An 18,713-nucleotide genomic window follows, 5' to 3' on the forward strand; every position below is an offset into this window, starting at 1 on the left:
TCCACTTAATTTAAAAGAAAATCTCCCAATACTTAAATTCTACTTAATATATAAACAATCACTGTTTAAATAAGCATCACAACAATGTTAGGACGATATATGAATAATGATTTTTTAGTACACCAAGCTGATATGCTAAAGCTTTTAGAAGAAGTGGTTAATATTGAATCAGGCTCTTATGATAAATTTGGCGTTGACCAACATGCTGCTATTTGGTGTGATCGTTATAAACAAATGGGCTTTGAAGTGGAGGTCATGCCTAATGAATCTTTAGGCAATAACTATCGAATTTATTATCCTTCAGAAACAGCTGAAATATTAATTTTATTACATTTAGATACGGTATTCCCGAAAGGAACTGTCGCTGAACGACCTTTTAGTATCCAAGGTGACAGAGCTTACGGTCCAGGTGTTATTGACATGAAAGGTAGTCATGTCATGGTGTATCAAGTAATGAAACAACTCTTTGATTCACAAGATGCTCGTTATAAAAAAATTGAAGTTTTATTAAACTGTGATGAAGAAATTGGTTCTATTTCCTCTCGTGAAATCATTGAAAAATGCGCTCTTGGCAAACGCTATGCATTAGTCATGGAACCCGCTCGCGCTAATGGTGCAATTGTCAGTGCCCGTCGCGGCGTAGGAACCTACGTACTTACCATTCAAGGTAAAGCTTCTCACTCCGGTATTGCTCCAGAAGCAGGGATCAGCGCAATCCAAGAATTAGCTCATAAAATCCAAAGCTTACATGCTCTTTCTCAACATGATAAAGGCTTATCTGTAAATGTTGGCTTAATCTCAGGTGGAACCTCTGTCAACACTGTTGCACCAAATGCAAGAGCGGAAATTGATGTACGAATTTCCACAGACCAACAAGGCATTGAGATTGATAAAAAAGTAAGAGATATCTGTAATACTCCAGTGTTAGAAGGCATTCAGCTTTTACTAACGGGTGGCATTAACCGTCCACCAATGGTGAAAACGAATGAAAGTGCTGCGTTAATTAGCATCATCAAAGACGAAGCAACACAATTGAATATCACACTAGACGATGTTTCTACTGGTGGTGGTTCTGATGCGTCATTTACCGCAGGCGTTGGTACACCAACAGTTGATGGATTAGGTCCTATTGGCGGCCACCAGCACAGCGATAAAGAATATTTAGAGATCCCTTCTTTGGCTGAGCGTGCACAGTTATTTTTTAATGTTTTAAAACGTATTACTCAATAATAACAATCCAACAGGATAGGTATATGGCAACCGCAACAACCACTCAAAATAAAAAACGCTCCGAGGGGTTAAACCCTTATGTTTTATTATTTTTTATTTTAGTATTAGCCGCAGTAGCGACATGGATCGTACCTGCGGGTCAATACGCTTCAGAAACTAAAGTTATCACCGTAATTAAAGATGGGGTCGAAAGTAAAGTTTCGAGTTCTTATACCGTGCCTGGTAGTTATGAACGTTTACCAGAGCAACATGGTGTATCACCAGGCCATATCTTTACCTCTATCGCTGATGGGTTAGTTAAAGCTGCACCAATCATCTTTTTAATCATATTTACGGGTGGCGCTTTACATCTTCTCGAAGAAACAGGGGCAATCAAAAAAGTCCTCAGTAATATCTCGAAAAGTAAGAGGCTGAATGATTTTCTATTAATCTCGATATTTTTTGTTGTTTTCTCTATTTTGGGAACCACAGGTATCGTCGTTAACTCAATCATTGCATTTGTTCCTATAGGGCTACTTGTTGCCAAATCAGTTGGAATGGATGATAAGTTTGGTGCAGCCTTAGTGTATGTTGCCGCTTATTCAGGCTTTAATGCTTCAATTATGGCGCCAATGACTGTTGGATTATCTCAAGGTTTAGCAGATGTTCCACTGCTATCAGGCCTTGGATACCGTATGGTTATCTACATTGCCTTTGTTGTGGCTGGTATCATCTTTTTAACCATTTATACTAAAAAATGTCGTTCTAAAGGTATGGTTCGCCCTGACATCGTTGTTGATGATAGTGAAGAACAAACCGCTAAAATATCCCTTCGTCATATCATTACCTTATCTTATAGCGCCCTATGTTTAGTTGGTTTCATCTTCGGTGCTGTTGAGTTTGGCTGGGGTGAAAAAGAGATGATGGCGATGTTTATCATCTTAGGTGTGGGTGTCGGTATCTTAAATAGCATGTCAGCAAACTCAATCGCAACTGGCTTTTTAAAAGGCTGTGCCGGTATGGTTGGTGGTGCATTCATTGTTGGTATGGCTCGCGCTATCGCTATCGTATTATCTGACGGGATGATCTTAGATACCATTGTTAACGCGATCATTTCCATGATGGATGGATTACCAAAAACATTATCAACATTATCTATGTTTGGTACTGCGGCAATTATGCATTTCTTTATTTCATCAGGTTCAGGTGAGGCGGCTGTTTTAGTTCCTATCTTCACTCCTATGGGTGACCTTTTAGAAATTACTCGCCAAACAACAGTACAAACCGTTCTACTCGGTGAAGGTGTTGTTAACTGTATTAACCCAACATCAGGCATCTTGATGGCAGTACTTGCAACATCAAAAATACCTTATACAAAATGGGTTAAGTTCATTTGGCCATTAGTCTTTGCATGGGTTGTAATTTCGATTCTTGCATTGGTTTATGCAGTAATGACCAATTTAGGTCCAATTTAATTGGCTTATTAACTCGAAACTTAGTACCAAGTGGTAAAAATCTCGCTCATCTCACCAATTCATCGGTTTGATGGGCGAATGATTAAATGTTGTAAGATTGATGCCACTGACATAATAGCGACGTCAATCTTCATTCTTCAACTATTTTAACTATTTTAACTGTTTTAACTGTTTAGTGATTTCTTATATTTCCTGCCAGCTCTTACCTTGAAACTATTTTACGTTGCTGCTGATAGCGGTAAAAATAAGCTATTAATACAATCGCCAAATAAAAGAATGGTTCCGGCGTTGTGGTTTTTAACGATAAAATAAAATGTACAATGACCATTAACAGTAGAGGGTAAAGTAGGTTATGTATTCTTTTCCACCACGTTCCGAGTTTAATCCGAATCCAATTGAAAGAGCTGACCGCCATTAAAAATAAAATTAACCAACAAATTAAACCGATAATCAAATATACACGCGAGAAAATTTCATTAAAAAATAGTGTGAAATTACCCCACCCGATTTCGAGTAATAAATAACTGGTTAAATGCAATACCGCCCAGAAAAAACACCATAATCCAAGCAGTTTCCTAGTTTGAAATAACTCATTCAATTTCAAATAATACGCGAGCATCGGTATAGCAACGGTCAAGACCAATAAACGAAGTGCAGTTAGTCCCGTAAAATGCTGAATATCTTTTGCGGGATCAGCACTTAATTCTTGAAAAAAAAGGGCATAAATTAACCATACTAATGGCACTAATGCGATTAGATGAAAAATGCCTTTTATCAACCAGATTGGTTTATTAGGCGGTTTCATCATTAAAAATATCTCCGTAGATCCATGCCATCGTATAAGCTCGCCACTTGTTCACTATAACCATTAAACGGTAAAGTTGGCTGTCTTGTTACTTGTCCTAAACCTCCTGAACCAATAAACCGTTCTGTTGCTTGTGACCAACGAGGATGATCCACATTTGGATTAACGTTAGCATAGAAGCCATATTCATTCGGTGCAGACAGATTCCATGTCGTTGGCGGTATTGATTCTGTTAAGCGGATTTTTACAATTGATTTAATTCCTTTAAAACCATATTTCCAGGGTACGACAAGACGGATCGGCGCACCATTTTGGTTTGGCAACTCTTTTCCATAAACGCCAGTTGCCATAAAAGCAAGTGGATTCATAGCTTCATCTAAACGCAATCCTTCAACATACGGATATTGCAGACCTCCACCAATAAATCGACTTTCTTGCCCTGGCATTTCCTTCGGAGAATAGAGAGTTTCAAATGCAACATACTTAGCTCGACTATTTGGTTCCACTAAAGAAAGTAAACTCGCGAGAGGAAAACCAATCCAAGGGATCACCATCGACCAAGCTTCAACACAGCGCATACGATAGATACGCTCTTCTAATGAAAATTTGTTGCGAATATCGTCAAGATTTAATGTCATTGGTCGATTAACTTCACCTTCGATGGAAACTGTCCATTCATCCGTTTTCATCGTATGAGCATTTTCAGCAGGGTCTGACTTGCTTAAGCCGAACTCATAAAAATTATTATATCCTGTAACTTTATTCTCTGGTGTTAGTGCAAGATCCGCCTGATAAGCTTTTGGTTTAATAAACTTCAATTCTTTTAGCATAATTTTAGGTGCCGCGGGCTTATCATCAGAAAACCATGAAAATATATCAGCTTTGACCGCGGAACTTACCACCAATCCGGTAGCCCCTACTCCTAATAATTTAAGTAGATTCCTACGCTTCATCATAAAAACAGATTCTGGCGTAATATCGGATGATTTCATTTTTTCTGGTTTTTTCATCGCACTCACCTCAAATATAATCATTACCAATGATATAGCTATCGATAATCAACAAAAGATATAGAGTGCTTATGTGCAGATAGCGAGACAAGCGCTCTTAAATGATGAGATAGTTATACTAAAAAATAGTCGAAGGAAGCTGACAAAATGATGACAATTTTGTCATCAACAATTATACAATCAGAGTAAATAAGCAATTTAATATAGATGATCAACAATAAATTTTGTTAGTTGACCTACATGATTCCCCCCAAGAAGTCTTCATCGGGCGAGAAAATTAATAAAAAGTTCTTATATTATCAATTAAAATCTGGAGTTGTTTAAATACTTATGAATAATAAACTGAATAGACCTGTAACACCTTTAGATTATTAAAGTATATAGAATCAATAACCAAGTTCCATGCTAACAAATTTTACAAAACTTTGTACTTTAGATGTTGGTGTTAATCCTGATGGATAGAGTAAATTCATCTGACGAGTTTGCCCTTGATAATTAGATAGTACTTGAACTAAATTGCCTGTTTTTATGATATCTGAGAGTAGATGCTCAGGCCCCAAAATAATACCATGTCCTTCTAAAGCTGCATCAAGCAAAGGGAACCAGTTATTGCTACGTAATCTTCCTTTTACAGTGACTTTTTCCGTTTTTCCATCAAGGGTAAACTGCCAATTATTAAATCTTGATGCCACTGAGTACAAATAAATAAGACACTCATGCACTGCCAAGTGTGATGGGATTTTCGGTACGCCGTGGATATTCAAATAGGTAGGAGACGCACATGCAATAATTCGAGCTGGTTTCAAAGGCACGGCAATTAAATTGCTATTCTTAACCTCTCCGTTACGAAATAACACTTCAAACCCTTCTTCGTGAGGATCAATACGGCGATCAGTAAGTATCAATTCAATTTCTACTTCAGGATATTGCTTAAGATAGCGACTTACCAATGGAGCAAGGCTTGATGAACCAAAGATGACAGGTGCTGTAACACGTAACAATCCCTTAGGTTGCATACGCATATCTTGAGCCATAGAATCAGCTAGCTCTACTTCAGATAAAATAATTTTACATCGTTCATAATAATTTCGCCCAATCTCAGTCAGTTTTTGTCGACGTGTAGTGCGATTCAATAGCGATGTTCTGAGGCGATTTTCAAGATACATGACATGTTTAGCTACCATCTGAGGCGAAATATCTAGCGCCTTAGCTGTTGCAGCGAAAGAACCTAATTCAGCAGCTTTGATAAATACTGCCATACTAGTCAGTCGATCCATGATTCCCTACTGTATGTTGTCAATGTCATTCAATTATAGCTATTGTTCTCAATTTTGATACTGAATATATTTAAGCAATATTTACTCATCAACCATAATTTATTTGCCAATTCTAAGTTAATTAGACGAATGCAAGTATAGCCCCAAGTAAGTATTTACACTTATGCGTTGGCATAAAAAACCGTTATTAGAGTCCACTTAAATATCAATCTCAATATGATGGAAATAATTTAATGAAAGCATATAAAATCAAAAATATAGCAGGTAATATTAGCCTGAAGTTAGAAGAAAATTTAATACCTGAGCCTGGCGAAAATGAAGTACGTATCCGTGTAGCCGCAACTAGTTTAAATTACCGAGACTTAATCATGCTGGATCAAGCAATTGATGGGAGCTTAGATGATAGAGTACCTTTGTCAGATGGGGCTGGTATAGTCGATGCTATCGGTACAGGAGTGACAGAATGGGCTATGGGAGACAGAGTAATCATCTCTTATTTTCGTGATTGGGTTTCGGGTAGATTTCGCAGTGCATATCTAAACTCTGCTTTAGGTGGCCCAGATACAGATGGTGTATTGGCTGAATATATTATCATGCCTAGCTCAGCTCTAGTTTCCGTTCCAGAACACCTATCTCTAGAGCAGGCAGCTACATTACCTTGTGCAGCAGTCACTGCATGGCACGGTCTCTTCGTACGCGGAGGTTTACAGGCAAACGACACATTGTTAGTACAAGGTACTGGAGGAGTAGCCCTGTTCGCATTACAGTTTGCAGTCGCTGTGGGTGCACGGGTTATCGTCCTATCATCGTCAGATAAAAAATTAGAGCATGCGAAAGCGTTAGGTGCATCCGATCTCATTAACTATCAAAAAACTCCTGAATGGCAAAATGCTGTACGTAATGCCACTTCAGGAGAAGGAGTTACCCATGTACTTGAGTTAGGAGGGCCTGATACCTATGAGCGCTCTTTGCAATCACTTGCTCCGACAGGACATCTCATTCAGGTTGGTGTATTAACAGGATTCGCTCCAAAGCCCGACCTTTCGATAATCCAACCGTTGAATGCTGATATTCACGGAATTATTGTCGGCTCAACAGCTCATTTGCACGACCTATCAGAGTTTATGTTGAGCCATAATTTATTCCCTATTATTGATAGTAGCTTTGCATTTGAGAACGCTAATTCTGCCATTGCCCATTTACGAAGCGGATCGCATTTTGGTAAAGTCGTCTTACGTGTTTCTTCTTGAGTAAGTATTCAAGTTCTAAAATGAGATGAGAAAATTTAATATCCATCTCATTTTTATTCGAATGCCTGAATCAGTCCCAAAACTTGAGTGAAAAACTGACAAAATGATGACAATTTTGTCATATTAATTTGGAAATGTTAGTGTGACGACATTCTTAGATTCAATGCGCTCAAAGGTAACATCACCGCCATGCAATTCCATAATTGCTTGAACGATAGATAAACCTAAGCCACTACCTTCAGAGCTTCGCGCATTATCACCGCGCCAAAAACGCGTGAAAACTTCATTATTTTTCGCGATTGCATCACCTTCATTCCTTACCGTGATAATTATTTTATTACCGCGGATTGCAGTACTTATTATCACCTGAGTATTGGGATAAGAATATTTAATTGCATTCGAAACCAAATTCATTAACGCTCTAACTAATAGCAAACGATCTGCTTCAAGACTCAGTGTTGATGGTTCACAAACTAATTCAATTTGCTTCTCTTCTGCATACATTGCAAATAATTCATAGACTTCTTCTATCACATCAGAAACATCTAACGTCTCTCTTTTTAACGCAATATTTTTGTTTTCGGCTCGTGCAATGAACAAAACACTTTGTATTATTTTTGCCAATTTATCTAATTCTTCGATATTACTGACAATAATCGACTCATATTCAGAAACTGTACGCGCACGCTGTAAGACAATTTCATTTTGTACTTTAATCGCATTAATTGGTGTTCTTAACTCATGAGCTAAATCGTCTGCCAGCTGCGTTAATTTGGTAAAGTCATTTTTTAGGCTTGACCTCATTATGTTTAATGAATCACCTAAGTTTTTCAACTCATCAGGTAACTGAGTAATATCAACCTGCTGATTAAGCGCATGTACATCAGTATTAGCCGTAATTTGGCTCAAAAGAGTAATATCATGTAATCCACGTCTTATTAACCAAAGGCTCAAAATCCCCATAAATAAAATTGAGGAAAGAGAAATGGCTAAACTTTTTTTCAGGTACCCTGTAAGCACACTATTACGGTCAACAGATGCCTTGGCAATAACAACCTGAAGTTTTCCGATCGGTGATTGAATATCAAAATTGATAGCGGAAACAGGTGTTCCCGTGGGCGTATCCCAATGAGTAATCGACTTTAAACTTAAATCGTCAAGGTTGATGAGCTTAAGATGGCCTGCAAATAAAATATCAGAATTGTTATCAACAATGACCTTGTTATTTGCATCGATGATTTGCAGAATATCTTGCCTCATATCCATCATTCGCTGGAAATAAATAGGCAACGTTTTTATATCAATACCGCTAACAATCAATTTTGACAGTTGATCCGCGCGATTAACCAGTAAATCATCATCTCGTGACACAAGTTCATTTTTGAGTGAATGGTAAAGCGCTAGAGTAACGAAGCCTGCATTGGCTACCATCAGCAAAATAAATAAAGAGATGATTTTAAATCGGAGTGATTTCACTTTCATACTGCTGGCCTATTGAGTCGATAGCCCATTCCACGAACGGTTTCTATCAATTTAACTTCAAAGGTATCATCGACTTTTTTTCTCAATCGACGAATAGCGACATCAACAATATTAGTATCACTTTCAAAATCAATTCCCCATACCTCACTGGCAATCAAGGTTCTAGGCAGAACCTCATCCACATGAAGTGCAAAGAACATTAATAATGAATATTCTTGGCGTGTCATTGGAATTTTTATACCGCCTCGCTCTACATCATGGCGTGAAAGATCAATTTTAAGATCTGCAATGTCAATCACAGTAGATACTGTTTGGTGAGATCTCAATTGATTTTTTACTCTAGCTAATAATTCTGAAAATGAAAAAGGTTTTACTAAATAATCATTTGCACCTAACTCTAGACCTTTCACGCGATCATCAACCGCATCTCGCGCCGTTAAACAAATCACAGGAACCGATTTAGAAGTACGCAACGTTTTTAATACACTCCACCCATCCATACCCGGTAGCATGATGTCTAGAATTATCAATTGGTAATCATTTTCTAGGGAAAAATAGAGACCATCTCTCCCATCAGTCACGATATCCACGATAAATCCCGCTTCTTCGAGTCCTTTTTTTACCCAATTACCTGTTTTTTCATGGTCTTCAATTAATAGTATTTTCATTTTAATTGCCTCGAAATCCCTTTAATGACGTTTTTTTACTCTCTTATTATTTAATTAATGATCGATTACCCCATTGAATTTAAGGTACTTAAAATAAGGATAGCAAACATATTGGTATCCCTTTACTTCAGTAATCCGGACTACATTAAAATTCGGATAGCACAGTAAATCAGTAAAGCACTTAAGCTATAATTAATCACTAGACCGTGCTTGGCAAAGATAATTTGAATATAATGCCCTGCAAGTGCCCAAGCACGATTTCCGATAACATCGCGAAAGCTGTTTTGCACTCAATCCACGGTAACATTTCATATCCAGCAATTAGAGCAAGAATTGTCATTACAACGATTTGAAAAGATCGGCCAGCGGATGACATTAACCAAAGAAGGTAAAAATGTTTTACCCCATTTATATGAACTGATACATATGATGGATTGTATACGCCAAGACGCTCAACAAGATGCTGAGCCAAATGGTGAATTGCGAGTAGTGACTGCTGAAACTTTACTTTCGTACAAAATGCCAGCCATCTTAAAAAAGTTTAAGCAACGAGCGCCTAAACTACGTTTATCTCTTCAATCATTGAACTGCTATGTTATTCGTGATGCTTTAATTGCAGATGATGCAGATTTAGGCATTTTCTATCATGTAAGCCGTAACAATGCACTAGCAATGGAAAATTTAGGTACACAAAGATTAGTTCTTGTAGCTTCTCCTCAAATAGAGAATATTAACTTTACACAACCAACAGCTCCCAATTAGTTTCATTATTAATGAACCTCAATGCATTTCCCGTCAAATATTTGAAACAACAATGCGTCCACGAAACATCAATCTCGACAATACAATTGAACGTTGGAGTATTGAAAGTATTAAGCGTTGCGTGACTAGTAATTTAGGTGTTTCTTTTCTTCCTTACTTTACTGTAGACAAAGAATTGCGTTCCGGGGAATTAAAAGAATTGCCATTTTCTGAAGATCCACTGACGATCACGGCCTTATGTGCCTGCATTCAGGTAAAGTCATTAGCCCTGCGATAAAAGTATTCATGGAATACGTAAGAGAATGTTTACCCATTAATCAAGATAATAATGATATTGCTATGGCTTATTGATATGATATTTTTCGCTAACTTAAACATTCAAACTCAAAAAAGGAGAAAATATAAAGATAAAGGATCAGCACTCAGTATCTTTTTTCAAAGGTGTCCTTTTTAGATAATGTCGTGATGAAATAACATTCATGCTCAAATTACTACATTTTGTTGTATTACTATAAAGTTAAAAACAATACATTTAACTCCATTAATTTAAAAAATAAATCAATATAAAACATCAAGTACAGTGTTAATATTTTCACAAAAAATAACGGATATCCCCCCAGGTTCCTTCTAATAGCTCATATAAAATCACAATTACTATAAGCAAAAATAATGTAATTATGGCGAACTTCATTAATGCTCCTTGTATAACGCTTTTTCTTGACCAGTGAATGTAGAATTTGTGCGTCATTAATTCAGCTAATTGCCTTTCAGTCAAGTAAACAAATGATTTTAAAGTAAACATTTACAGAAAGCTGAAGTAATTAATAAATGTAAGATATGGGTATAGTACTATTCAGACAATCAATCCCTTGCATTTTATACATATATAATATTTTCTAAAACTAAACGCTTTATCAAAAACTCTAAATAAACACAAAGTAAAATATCCTGTAAAATTAATCTTACCTAACTTTTATCATATACCATTATTCATTCCCACCATAATTTTAATAACTTAATTCATTGTCACTTATGGAACTAAAAACATTTGTAATCTTTATTATTAATAACGCATCAGGAAAGATGGTTGTTCCTATACCAATAAATTTTCCAGAAAGATACCTTGAAAGGGATTGATAAAAACTTAATTAAAAACTACGATGCTTAATGCCTATGTTAGTTTTCTTGGTTAGTTCACCTGAACTAATTTAAAATATTATTGTTAATTTAATTAATAAAAAACTCCACCATGAGATGGAGCTTTATCTAAATATATTCGAGATAAATAATACTATAGCTCGAATTTAATTCAACAATAACCTAAATATTTATGACCTTATTTGCTTTTTTATTAATGGCTTGTAATAGGATGGGTGGCGCATAGTCAACATATCTTTCCGTCTTACAACATTGGTTGGATAGGCGCTTTCGGGTAATGAATGAGTATCAATTTGTTGGCTAGTATAATCCTCTTCTTGCCATAATATGCGTTCACTGCGTGGAAATGTAAACGTTTCAGGCCCAAAAATTCCGCTATAACCTCCATTTTTGTTCTCGCTATCAATCGTATTGGCAAAAACGAAGTACACATTATTTTCCCCAGCACGGGTTCTGAATAAATGCCAATGAATCGGATCTGCTCCCATTGGTATTGGATAATTTTGTAAAACATTACTTCCCAAATGTTCACCAGTGAATCCCTTTTTGAGCGCAGCCGAACATGCAATAATATCGCACCCCATGAGTGCTAAAATACGACTAGATTCAGGGAATAACGCATCATTACCTAAAAGAAGCCCTATTCGCCCTACCGGTGTGTCAAATGTTTGCCATTCATTCCCTGCTGTTGCCCAACTTTGTTGCTCAATGGCTAAATGTATTTGATGATAACTACCTTCTATACCCTGTGGTCCAAATAACATTTGGCTATTATAAAGCTTACCATCTTGTTTTTCTGATAACCCAATGACTAGATAGACTCTTAACTTCATCGCTAATTTAGTTAATATTATTATAGCTTCACTTTGCCTGTCTTGGGCATTGTGACCTCTGCTGTAATCACCCGTTAATGCTAATTCAGGAAACACTATCAGTTCACTTGATGATTTTTGAACCAAGGATTCGGTTATATTGATAATCTTGACTAAGTTAGCATCAACATTATCAGCCGGAGAAAATTGAGCCACACTAATCAGACTTTTTTTACCGTCAGGTAGTGGTTTATTGCCATACAAGCCGAAGAATTTTTGTGGATTCCACAGAAAACTATCACTCATTAATAAAGGATAACATTCTGGGCGACGCTGTTGAAATACGGGCTGCCCTAAAACTTGACCTTGGCGGCTACGGTTAATATCTATTTCAGCGTAAGCAATTCCATCGCCATCATCAATAACGGCCGCTATATTTCCATCCGGCTCAATAATACAACTTCCGCCACTGAATTTAACACCACGCTCAAGCCCCCAGCGGTTACTTTCCAATAAGTAACAACTATTCTCTACCGCTCGATTAATCCAAAAAGGCGCTGGCGTTCGCTCCATCAACCAATTACTGATATGGCAAATGACATCCACTTTTTCTAATGCAAGCAAAGTGGCGGTTTCTGGAAATTGAATATCCATACACACTAATAAACCAATGCGACCTAATGGTGTATCAAATACTTTATGATCTTCACCCGCAGCAGCCCATTTAGGTTCAGCAATAAAAGGATGACTTTTACGGTGGCAACCAATAATTCCGTCAGGACCAATTAATGCAGCACTGTTGTAATATAATGATGTTTCTATATCAACTTCAGGCATTCCTAATACAATATAGCACTGGTAACGTTGTGCTAATTCATAAAAACGAGCGGTGCTTTCACCCGGGATTGTTTCAACCATTGGAGCTATTTCTTCGCGGTCGTACCAACAATATCCTGTCGTTGCCATTTCTGGTGTAGTAATTAATTTTGCGCCTTTTTGTGCAGCTTCCTCGACTAAAATTAAAAGCTGATCAATATTAGAACTCTTAGCACCTAGCATAGGTTCAAATTGAACTACAGCGGCGAGAAAAGGAGTTGTATGCATAAGAAACCTCATTAGTAGTCGGTAATTACTGAATTAAAACTCTATGAATTATTTAATTTTCTAATTATTTTCAATTAACAGATGGATTTTATAAATGACATTTTCATTTATAAAATAAAACTAAAAAAAATTAACTTTTTATTTTCAATAACAATAAACATTATCAACCCTTATTTTTAGAAATAATCATCTTAATGAGTTATTAAAATTTTATGTATGTTATAAATAGTTCAAATTGCATATAGCCGAAAATTTTATACAACTCAACAATCTTATCGATTAGAACATAATAAGTATGGCTAATCATATTGCTAAATAGCGATGAATTAACGCGTTATTATTTAACTCGATTTTATCTAACTCTTTAATTATTATTCCTTTATCCATCACTAAACATCTTTGAGTTGCACGTTGGATCATCGAAATATTTTGCTCAACAAGAATAATGGCGACTTGAAGATCAACGCTAATACGCTGTAATGTATCAGTTATTGTAGTAATAATCGAAGGTTGAACGCCTTCGGAAGGCTCGTCTAATAACAACACTTTAGGTGACCCGACCAATGCACGCGCAATCGCCAATTGTTGTTGCTCTCCACCACTCATTGTGCCTGCTTTTTGTTTTAAACGTTGACGCAAACTTGGAAAATAATTGAGAACCCGCTCCTGTAATTCATAAGCAAACTGGGGCTTTTTACGTATTAATTGCATACTAACTTGCAAATTCTCTGCAACCGTTAATCCACCAAAAATTTCACGCCCCTGCGGTACATAACCTATTCCTAAATGAGCTCGCTGCTGTGGTGTTAGGTCAGTTACATTCGTATCAGCTAATACAATACTCCCCTGTTGTACTTTTATTATTCCAATCAATGAACGCATAAGCGTGGTTTTCCCTACGCCATTACGCCCAATAATACCCAGAATTTCCCCTAATTGTAGCTCAAATGTAATACCATTTAAGACCTGACCACCATTATAACCACTCTTCAGAAGTTGAACTTTTAGCATCACATTATTCATATCGTATTTCCCAAATAAATGCGTGCTACATCTTCACGCGCTAGCACTTGATCCGTATTGCCATCTGCAAATACTTGACCGCCATGTAATACGGTAACTTGGGAAGCAATTTGACGTACAAATGTCATATCATGCTCTATAACTATCAGCGTTAACCCTTCACTTTGCATTTGCTTGATTAACTCCCCAGTTACATATGTTTCATCAATTGATAGACCCGCCACTGGCTCATCTAACATTAATATTTTTGGTTGTAGTGAGACTGCCATGGCGATTTCTAGCCACTGTTTTTTTCCATGCGATAAATTGCCCGCAAACTGTTTGTATTCATCTGTTAAATTAAAACGTTGTAATAAAATATCGATATCATTCGGTGTTTTATGAATTTCTGGACGTAAATGGCTCAGAGAAAGTTTCAAATGTTCATTAACAGTCAATTCTGGAAATATGCCGGGTATTTGAAATTTAATTCCCATCCCCATTTTGATACGCTTAAATGGCGGTAATTTATTAATACACTGATTTAAAAAATAAATATCACCACTAGTTCGAGAGTATTCCCCGGTTAATAATTTAAAAAAAGTACTTTTACCCGCGCCATTAGGACCAATAACACAATGAATTTCCCCTCGGCGAATTTGTATATTAACTTGGTTAATAATTTGAATCCCACCAATTTTTTTACTTAGCATATTTGTTTCTAGGAAAATTTCAGAATTAAGCTCACTCATTATTTTTTCCCTTATGGTGATTTTTCGCCATATTATTCTTAGAGAATAATTCGGTCACTTTTCCTGATATCCAAGGTAATAAGCCATTGGGAGCAGCCAAGATAACAAACAATAAAATCATACCCAGTAAAATCATTGCATATTCTTGACCATAAACAGCCAGCCATTGGGATAACCATACCAATAGAACGGTCATGACTACTGTCATAAATATGTTTTTTCTTCCTGCAGCGGCAACCCAAATAACAGGCATAGCAGCTGCGGTTAACCCCATTGATGACGGGGTTATGTAAGATCCCCAAATGGTATAGAGTGCACCCGATAAACCCGATAACATGCCACCTAATACAAATACTAATAATTGATATCGACGTATATCAATTCCCAGCATTTCAGCTCGTCTTGGGTTGTCACGAATTGACGCTAACGTTAAACCGAAACTGGAATTTAGTAATCGGCTCACGAATAAATAAACACCTGCGAGCAAAACCAAGATCAAATAATAAAATCCATTACCTTCAAGTTTTAACGGGATCCCGTCCCATCCTGGTAATGAAAGTGGTGGCATACCACTCATGCCATTGAAGCCATTTAATCGCGCGCTACCTATCGCCCATTGAGCACCAGCAGTTTGTGACATAAATGTCTCTAACACTAAAGTGGTCGAGAGAGTCACTATGCCAATGAAAACACCAGTGATCCCGCCATAAAACATAAAATAACCCAATATCATCGCCGCTATAGTTGCCATTAATAAGGCAAATATTAGCCCTGACCATGTGGATAAAATACTATCCCCATAATTTATAGTTAATATTCCATACGCATATCCCGCTATTCCGAAAAAAGCGGTTTGACCAAAGGAAAGAATGCCGCCATAACCCCACATAGTTGCCAGCCCAATAGCGCAAAAAGTCCATAACATAAAATAGGTAAAATCGCCGATTAATACACTATCAACTATATTTGGTAGTAATAAAGCGATAATAAATAATAAGATGCCAAATGCTTTGGTAATCACGAAAGCCTGTTTTAATACATTTATTATAGATAAATTCTTAAAGGCAAGATTCATCTTTGCTCCCTAACGGCTACGTGTAAATAAGCTGCTAACACCATTTGGCAATAAGCGAATAACCAAAACAGCCGTGACTAAAAGCCCAATCTGCCCAGCAAGTTGCCCATACCAAGAATTTAAACCTGTTTGAATTGTTCCCAAGACAGCAGCTGCGGGGATTGTACCAACGAGTACATTAGTGCCACCAACAACAACAGAGACGAATGCTTGTACAATGAAATTTCCGCCCATGGTTGGGACTGCCGCTAATGTGGGGGCGTATATCGCACCAGCTAAACCAGCAAGCCCTGCTCCTAAAGCGAAAGTTAGCATATAAATACGATCAGTTTTCAAGCCTAAACAAGAAGCCATCCGTGCATTTTGAATCGTGGCTCTAGCACAAACGCCATAATTAGTGTGGAAGAATAGCCAATACAAAATAGTTAAAATAGCGATGGCAAATAATGGCAATAAAGCGCGGTAAATTGAAAATGAATATTCCCCTAGCGTAAAGGAATCGAATGGTGTTGAAAGCCCTTCTAAGGAAGGACCCGCAAGCAATAACATCCCCTGCTGCACGATCAAGCTAATCGCCCATGTTGCCACCACTGAGTCATATAACCGATCGTAGAGATGGCGCACTACCAGCCTCTCAATAATCACGCCTGCACAGCCTGCTGCTAATGCGCCTAATATCATCGCAAGTGGTAAAGAAATACCTAATTTATTCATTGTGATAGTGACGTAAGCACCACACATGATGAACTCGCCATGAGCAAGGTTAATCACTCCCATCATGCCAAAAATCACTGCTAGTCCTAATGATGCCAACACCAGATAAGCAAAATTATCGCCAAATTGATAAATAACCGAATAAATCATAGAAAGTGTCGACATATTTTCACGCCCCATATTTTTCTAATAGAAGCATTTATACTCGTCATACTTCAAATTGCCGTTAGCTGTATATACAAACTAAGTTAGTTGCTCACCCCGAGTCACATTGTTATTTATACTTCTCGGGGCTTGCAATAAAATGACTTTGCTTGTCACCTAGAGACATCTTGAATTATTTTGGGTATAGACAGGAAAGAACGAAGAAACGGCGTTTTCCTGATATCAAAGTAAAATTATGATTTAGGTGGAGATGAAGGTGTGTATTGGCTTGTATCCGGTTTAACCGGTAGATTACACCCTACCTCGCCGAGCCAATAAGGTTTAATATCATTCCAAACTTTAAGGATCTCTATTTTATGGTCGGCTTTCACATGCGCTAAATAAATATTGTGGGTCAAATGATGACTTTTAGGATCAATACAAACTTTCCCAGAAGGGCCATCAGTACAAATATCACCGCTTTCCAATGCTTTTCTGACTTTAACCATATCTGTAGAGCCCGCTTTTTCTACCGCTTTTTTATATAAATAAACAGCATCATAAGCGTTAGCTGCTTCTTGGTTAATATAAGGTTCATCAGGGAATTTGACTCGGAAATTCTTTTTAAATGTGTTACTAGCTTCGCTATCAACTTCTTCAATATAGTTCGCGGTAATATACATATCTTTTAAAGCAGGTGGTTTAAAACGTATATGTTCATAAGCTTGGCTCACGGTATTTGAAGTCGCCATTGGTAAATTCAATTTAGCAGCAGCTTGTTGTTCATAATAAGATGAATGCGTTGTGCCTACTAATAAAGTGACAATAAAATCAGGCTTTGCTTTTTGAATATTTTGAATAGTTTGGCTAAATTGAGAAACAGTCAGCGGAAGAAACTCTTCCCCAACCATCTCACCACCATTTTCTTTGACAATTTTACGAACCCATTCTGCGGATATTTGGCCAAAATTATAATCAGCGGCTATCGTGTACACTTTCTTACCATACTTTTCCATCATCCAAGGAAGAAGTGTAGAAAATTGCTGTTCAGGTACAGCACCTGTCACAAAGACATTGGTATCACAGACACCGCCCTCATACTGATTATTATACCAATACAGTTGTTTTTCACGATCCATAATAGGTCGAATAGCTTCGCGAGAAGCACTAGAAAAGGCACCAAAAATGACATCTACTTTATCATTTTTAATTAATCTACGAGCCATTTGTTGGAAACGAGTGTTATCAGATTGAGTATCATATTTTATTAATTCAATAGGTTTTCCTAAAATGCCACCCTTTAAATTAATTTCTTCAACGGCTAATTCAGTTGCGTGAATTTTAGAAATTACAGGTAATGCAAAATTACCTGATACATCTTCCAATAAACCAATTTTAACTGTTTTTTCTGCTGCCACTATCATATGCGAATAGGACATAACAAGTATTGCTGCCAATGTTAGAGATAGCGTGGTGCAATGATATTTTATTCTAGACATAAAAACCCCTTATTATTTGTTATTAACAATGAATCTGAACAATCGAGAAAAAAACTTGGAAAGCTGTAAGGTTTAATATTACAGATTATTAACCACCACCACTAAAACAGAAAAAATCGAGCCTATTGATATGAATAATAATTATTATTTGTTTTTAACAACATGCTTAGTCGTTATCAAAAAATCAATAAAGCATTATTTACTCCGAATAAAACTAAAAAATAATTGAAATTAAAATTCAATTATTTATCAATAACAATCAACATTAATACAATTATTATGTTTATGATTAATATTATAAAATTCAGTAAGTAAGCGTTATTGATTAAAACTATACATGTGACTTAATTATTATGTACAACCAATATGCCATGAAGATATTTAACACCTCATTTACATTATGTAAACATATTTTTCTTTCCGATTTGTAAATTATTTTACCTTGATGCAACTAGCTGTTTTATTTACATTCATTTGGAATGCTCACTATTTTAGCCAATCTATACATGAAGCAT

Annotated in this window: 14 protein-coding genes and 1 pseudogene; 4 read left to right on the top strand and 11 right to left on the bottom strand. The window is 36.7% G+C overall.

From position 1 onward, the window contains the following. Window positions 1–99 precede the first annotated feature (99 nt). Window positions 100–1,230, top strand: coding sequence for a M20 family metallopeptidase (locus OOA_RS08855; protein ID WP_008911804.1), 1,131 nt, complete (start codon window positions 100–102; stop codon window positions 1,228–1,230). A gap of 23 nt (window positions 1,231–1,253) precedes the next feature. Next, window positions 1,254–2,684: a YfcC family protein gene (locus tag OOA_RS08860; protein ID WP_008911805.1), complete on the top strand. Its 1,431-nt coding sequence runs from the start codon at window positions 1,254–1,256 to the stop codon at window positions 2,682–2,684. Between the two features lie 202 nt (window positions 2,685–2,886). Here OOA_RS08860 and OOA_RS08865 read toward each other — a convergent pair whose 3' ends face one another. The 3 genes from OOA_RS08865 to OOA_RS08875 all read right to left on the bottom strand — a co-directional run bounded on the left by OOA_RS08865 (window position 2,887) and on the right by OOA_RS08875 (window position 5,776). Further along, window positions 2,887–3,492, bottom strand: a complete 606-nt coding sequence (locus tag OOA_RS08865) for a protein-methionine-sulfoxide reductase heme-binding subunit MsrQ (RefSeq protein ID WP_008911806.1) — start codon at window positions 3,490–3,492, stop codon at window positions 2,887–2,889. Next, the gene (msrP, locus tag OOA_RS08870; RefSeq protein WP_008911807.1) at window positions 3,492–4,499 is read right to left on the bottom strand and encodes a protein-methionine-sulfoxide reductase catalytic subunit MsrP; all 1,008 of its coding nucleotides are present in this window, start codon (window positions 4,497–4,499) and stop codon (window positions 3,492–3,494) included. The genes OOA_RS08865 and msrP overlap by 1 nt, the downstream gene beginning before the upstream one ends. 386 nt (window positions 4,500–4,885) lie before the next feature. After that, window positions 4,886–5,776: a LysR family transcriptional regulator gene (locus tag OOA_RS08875; RefSeq protein WP_008911808.1), complete on the bottom strand. Its 891-nt coding sequence runs from the start codon at window positions 5,774–5,776 to the stop codon at window positions 4,886–4,888. Between the two features lie 233 nt (window positions 5,777–6,009). Between OOA_RS08875 and OOA_RS08880 the strand changes: the two genes are divergently transcribed. Then, a complete protein-coding gene (locus tag OOA_RS08880) occupies window positions 6,010–7,026 on the top strand; it encodes a zinc-dependent alcohol dehydrogenase family protein (RefSeq protein WP_008911809.1) in 1,017 nt (338 codons plus the stop codon). Window positions 7,027–7,149: 123 nt separating this feature from the next. Here OOA_RS08880 and OOA_RS08885 read toward each other — a convergent pair whose 3' ends face one another. Together OOA_RS08885 and hprR are read right to left on the bottom strand one after the other, a co-directional pair. Continuing rightward, on the bottom strand, window positions 7,150–8,508 hold the full coding sequence (locus OOA_RS08885) for a heavy metal sensor histidine kinase (RefSeq protein ID WP_008911810.1): 1,359 nt from the start codon (window positions 8,506–8,508) through the stop codon (window positions 7,150–7,152). Beyond that, the gene (gene hprR, locus OOA_RS08890) at window positions 8,505–9,176 is read right to left on the bottom strand and encodes a response regulator transcription factor HprR (protein WP_008911811.1); all 672 of its coding nucleotides are present in this window, start codon (window positions 9,174–9,176) and stop codon (window positions 8,505–8,507) included. The genes OOA_RS08885 and hprR overlap by 4 nt, the downstream gene beginning before the upstream one ends. A 264-nt stretch (window positions 9,177–9,440) precedes the next feature. On the opposite strand from hprR, the pseudogene OOA_RS20305 reads away from it, so the two are divergent. Continuing rightward, window positions 9,441–10,289 (top strand): annotated as a pseudogene (locus OOA_RS20305) (LysR family transcriptional regulator). Between the two features lie 977 nt (window positions 10,290–11,266). On the opposite strand, the gene OOA_RS08900 reads toward OOA_RS20305, so the two are convergent. The 6 genes from OOA_RS08900 to OOA_RS08925 form a co-directional block, all read right to left on the bottom strand. Beyond that, window positions 11,267–13,012, bottom strand: coding sequence for a nitrilase-related carbon-nitrogen hydrolase (locus OOA_RS08900; RefSeq protein WP_008911815.1), 1,746 nt, complete (start codon window positions 13,010–13,012; stop codon window positions 11,267–11,269). A gap of 303 nt (window positions 13,013–13,315) precedes the next feature. Next, a complete protein-coding gene (locus OOA_RS08905; protein ID WP_008911816.1) occupies window positions 13,316–14,035 on the bottom strand; it encodes an ABC transporter ATP-binding protein in 720 nt (239 codons plus the stop codon). After that, entirely contained in the window at window positions 14,032–14,766 is a 735-nt protein-coding gene (locus OOA_RS08910; protein ID WP_008911817.1) for an ABC transporter ATP-binding protein, read from the bottom strand. Before OOA_RS08910 ends, OOA_RS08905 begins: the two co-directional genes overlap by 4 nt. After that, a complete protein-coding gene (locus OOA_RS08915) occupies window positions 14,759–15,841 on the bottom strand; it encodes an ABC transporter permease subunit (RefSeq protein ID WP_008911818.1) in 1,083 nt (360 codons plus the stop codon). Before OOA_RS08915 ends, OOA_RS08910 begins: the two co-directional genes overlap by 8 nt. Window positions 15,842–15,850: 9 nt before the next feature. Next, on the bottom strand, window positions 15,851–16,720 hold the full coding sequence (locus OOA_RS08920; protein WP_008911819.1) for an ABC transporter permease subunit: 870 nt from the start codon (window positions 16,718–16,720) through the stop codon (window positions 15,851–15,853). Window positions 16,721–16,953: 233 nt separating this feature from the next. Then, window positions 16,954–18,117: an urea ABC transporter substrate-binding protein gene (locus OOA_RS08925; protein WP_040691247.1), complete on the bottom strand. Its 1,164-nt coding sequence runs from the start codon at window positions 18,115–18,117 to the stop codon at window positions 16,954–16,956. Window positions 18,118–18,713: the final 596 nt, after the last annotated feature.

It is taken from the genome of Providencia burhodogranariea DSM 19968, assembly GCF_000314855.2.
Classification (GTDB): Bacteria; Pseudomonadota; Gammaproteobacteria; order Enterobacterales; family Enterobacteriaceae; genus Providencia; species Providencia burhodogranariea.

Excerpts from the sequence above, each read along its gene's own strand:
- OOA_RS08855 (WP_008911804.1), top strand. The coding sequence starts at position 100 with ATGAATAATGATTTTTTAGTACACCAAGCTGATATGCTAAAGCTTTTA.
- OOA_RS08860 (WP_008911805.1), top strand. The coding sequence starts at position 1,254 with ATGGCAACCGCAACAACCACTCAAAATAAAAAACGCTCCGAGGGGTTA.
- OOA_RS08865 (WP_008911806.1), bottom strand. The coding sequence starts at position 3,492 with ATGATGAAACCGCCTAATAAACCAATCTGGTTGATAAAAGGCATTTTT.
- msrP (WP_008911807.1), bottom strand. The coding sequence starts at position 4,499 with ATGAAAAAACCAGAAAAAATGAAATCATCCGATATTACGCCAGAATCT.
- OOA_RS08875 (WP_008911808.1), bottom strand. The coding sequence starts at position 5,776 with ATGGATCGACTGACTAGTATGGCAGTATTTATCAAAGCTGCTGAATTA.
- OOA_RS08880 (WP_008911809.1), top strand. The coding sequence starts at position 6,010 with ATGAAAGCATATAAAATCAAAAATATAGCAGGTAATATTAGCCTGAAG.
- OOA_RS08885 (WP_008911810.1), bottom strand. The coding sequence starts at position 8,508 with ATGAAAGTGAAATCACTCCGATTTAAAATCATCTCTTTATTTATTTTG.
- hprR (WP_008911811.1), bottom strand. The coding sequence starts at position 9,176 with ATGAAAATACTATTAATTGAAGACCATGAAAAAACAGGTAATTGGGTA.
- OOA_RS08900 (WP_008911815.1), bottom strand. The coding sequence starts at position 13,012 with ATGCATACAACTCCTTTTCTCGCCGCTGTAGTTCAATTTGAACCTATG.
- OOA_RS08905 (WP_008911816.1), bottom strand. The coding sequence starts at position 14,035 with ATGAATAATGTGATGCTAAAAGTTCAACTTCTGAAGAGTGGTTATAAT.
- OOA_RS08910 (WP_008911817.1), bottom strand. The coding sequence starts at position 14,766 with ATGAGTGAGCTTAATTCTGAAATTTTCCTAGAAACAAATATGCTAAGT.
- OOA_RS08915 (WP_008911818.1), bottom strand. The coding sequence starts at position 15,841 with ATGAATCTTGCCTTTAAGAATTTATCTATAATAAATGTATTAAAACAG.
- OOA_RS08920 (WP_008911819.1), bottom strand. The coding sequence starts at position 16,720 with ATGTCGACACTTTCTATGATTTATTCGGTTATTTATCAATTTGGCGAT.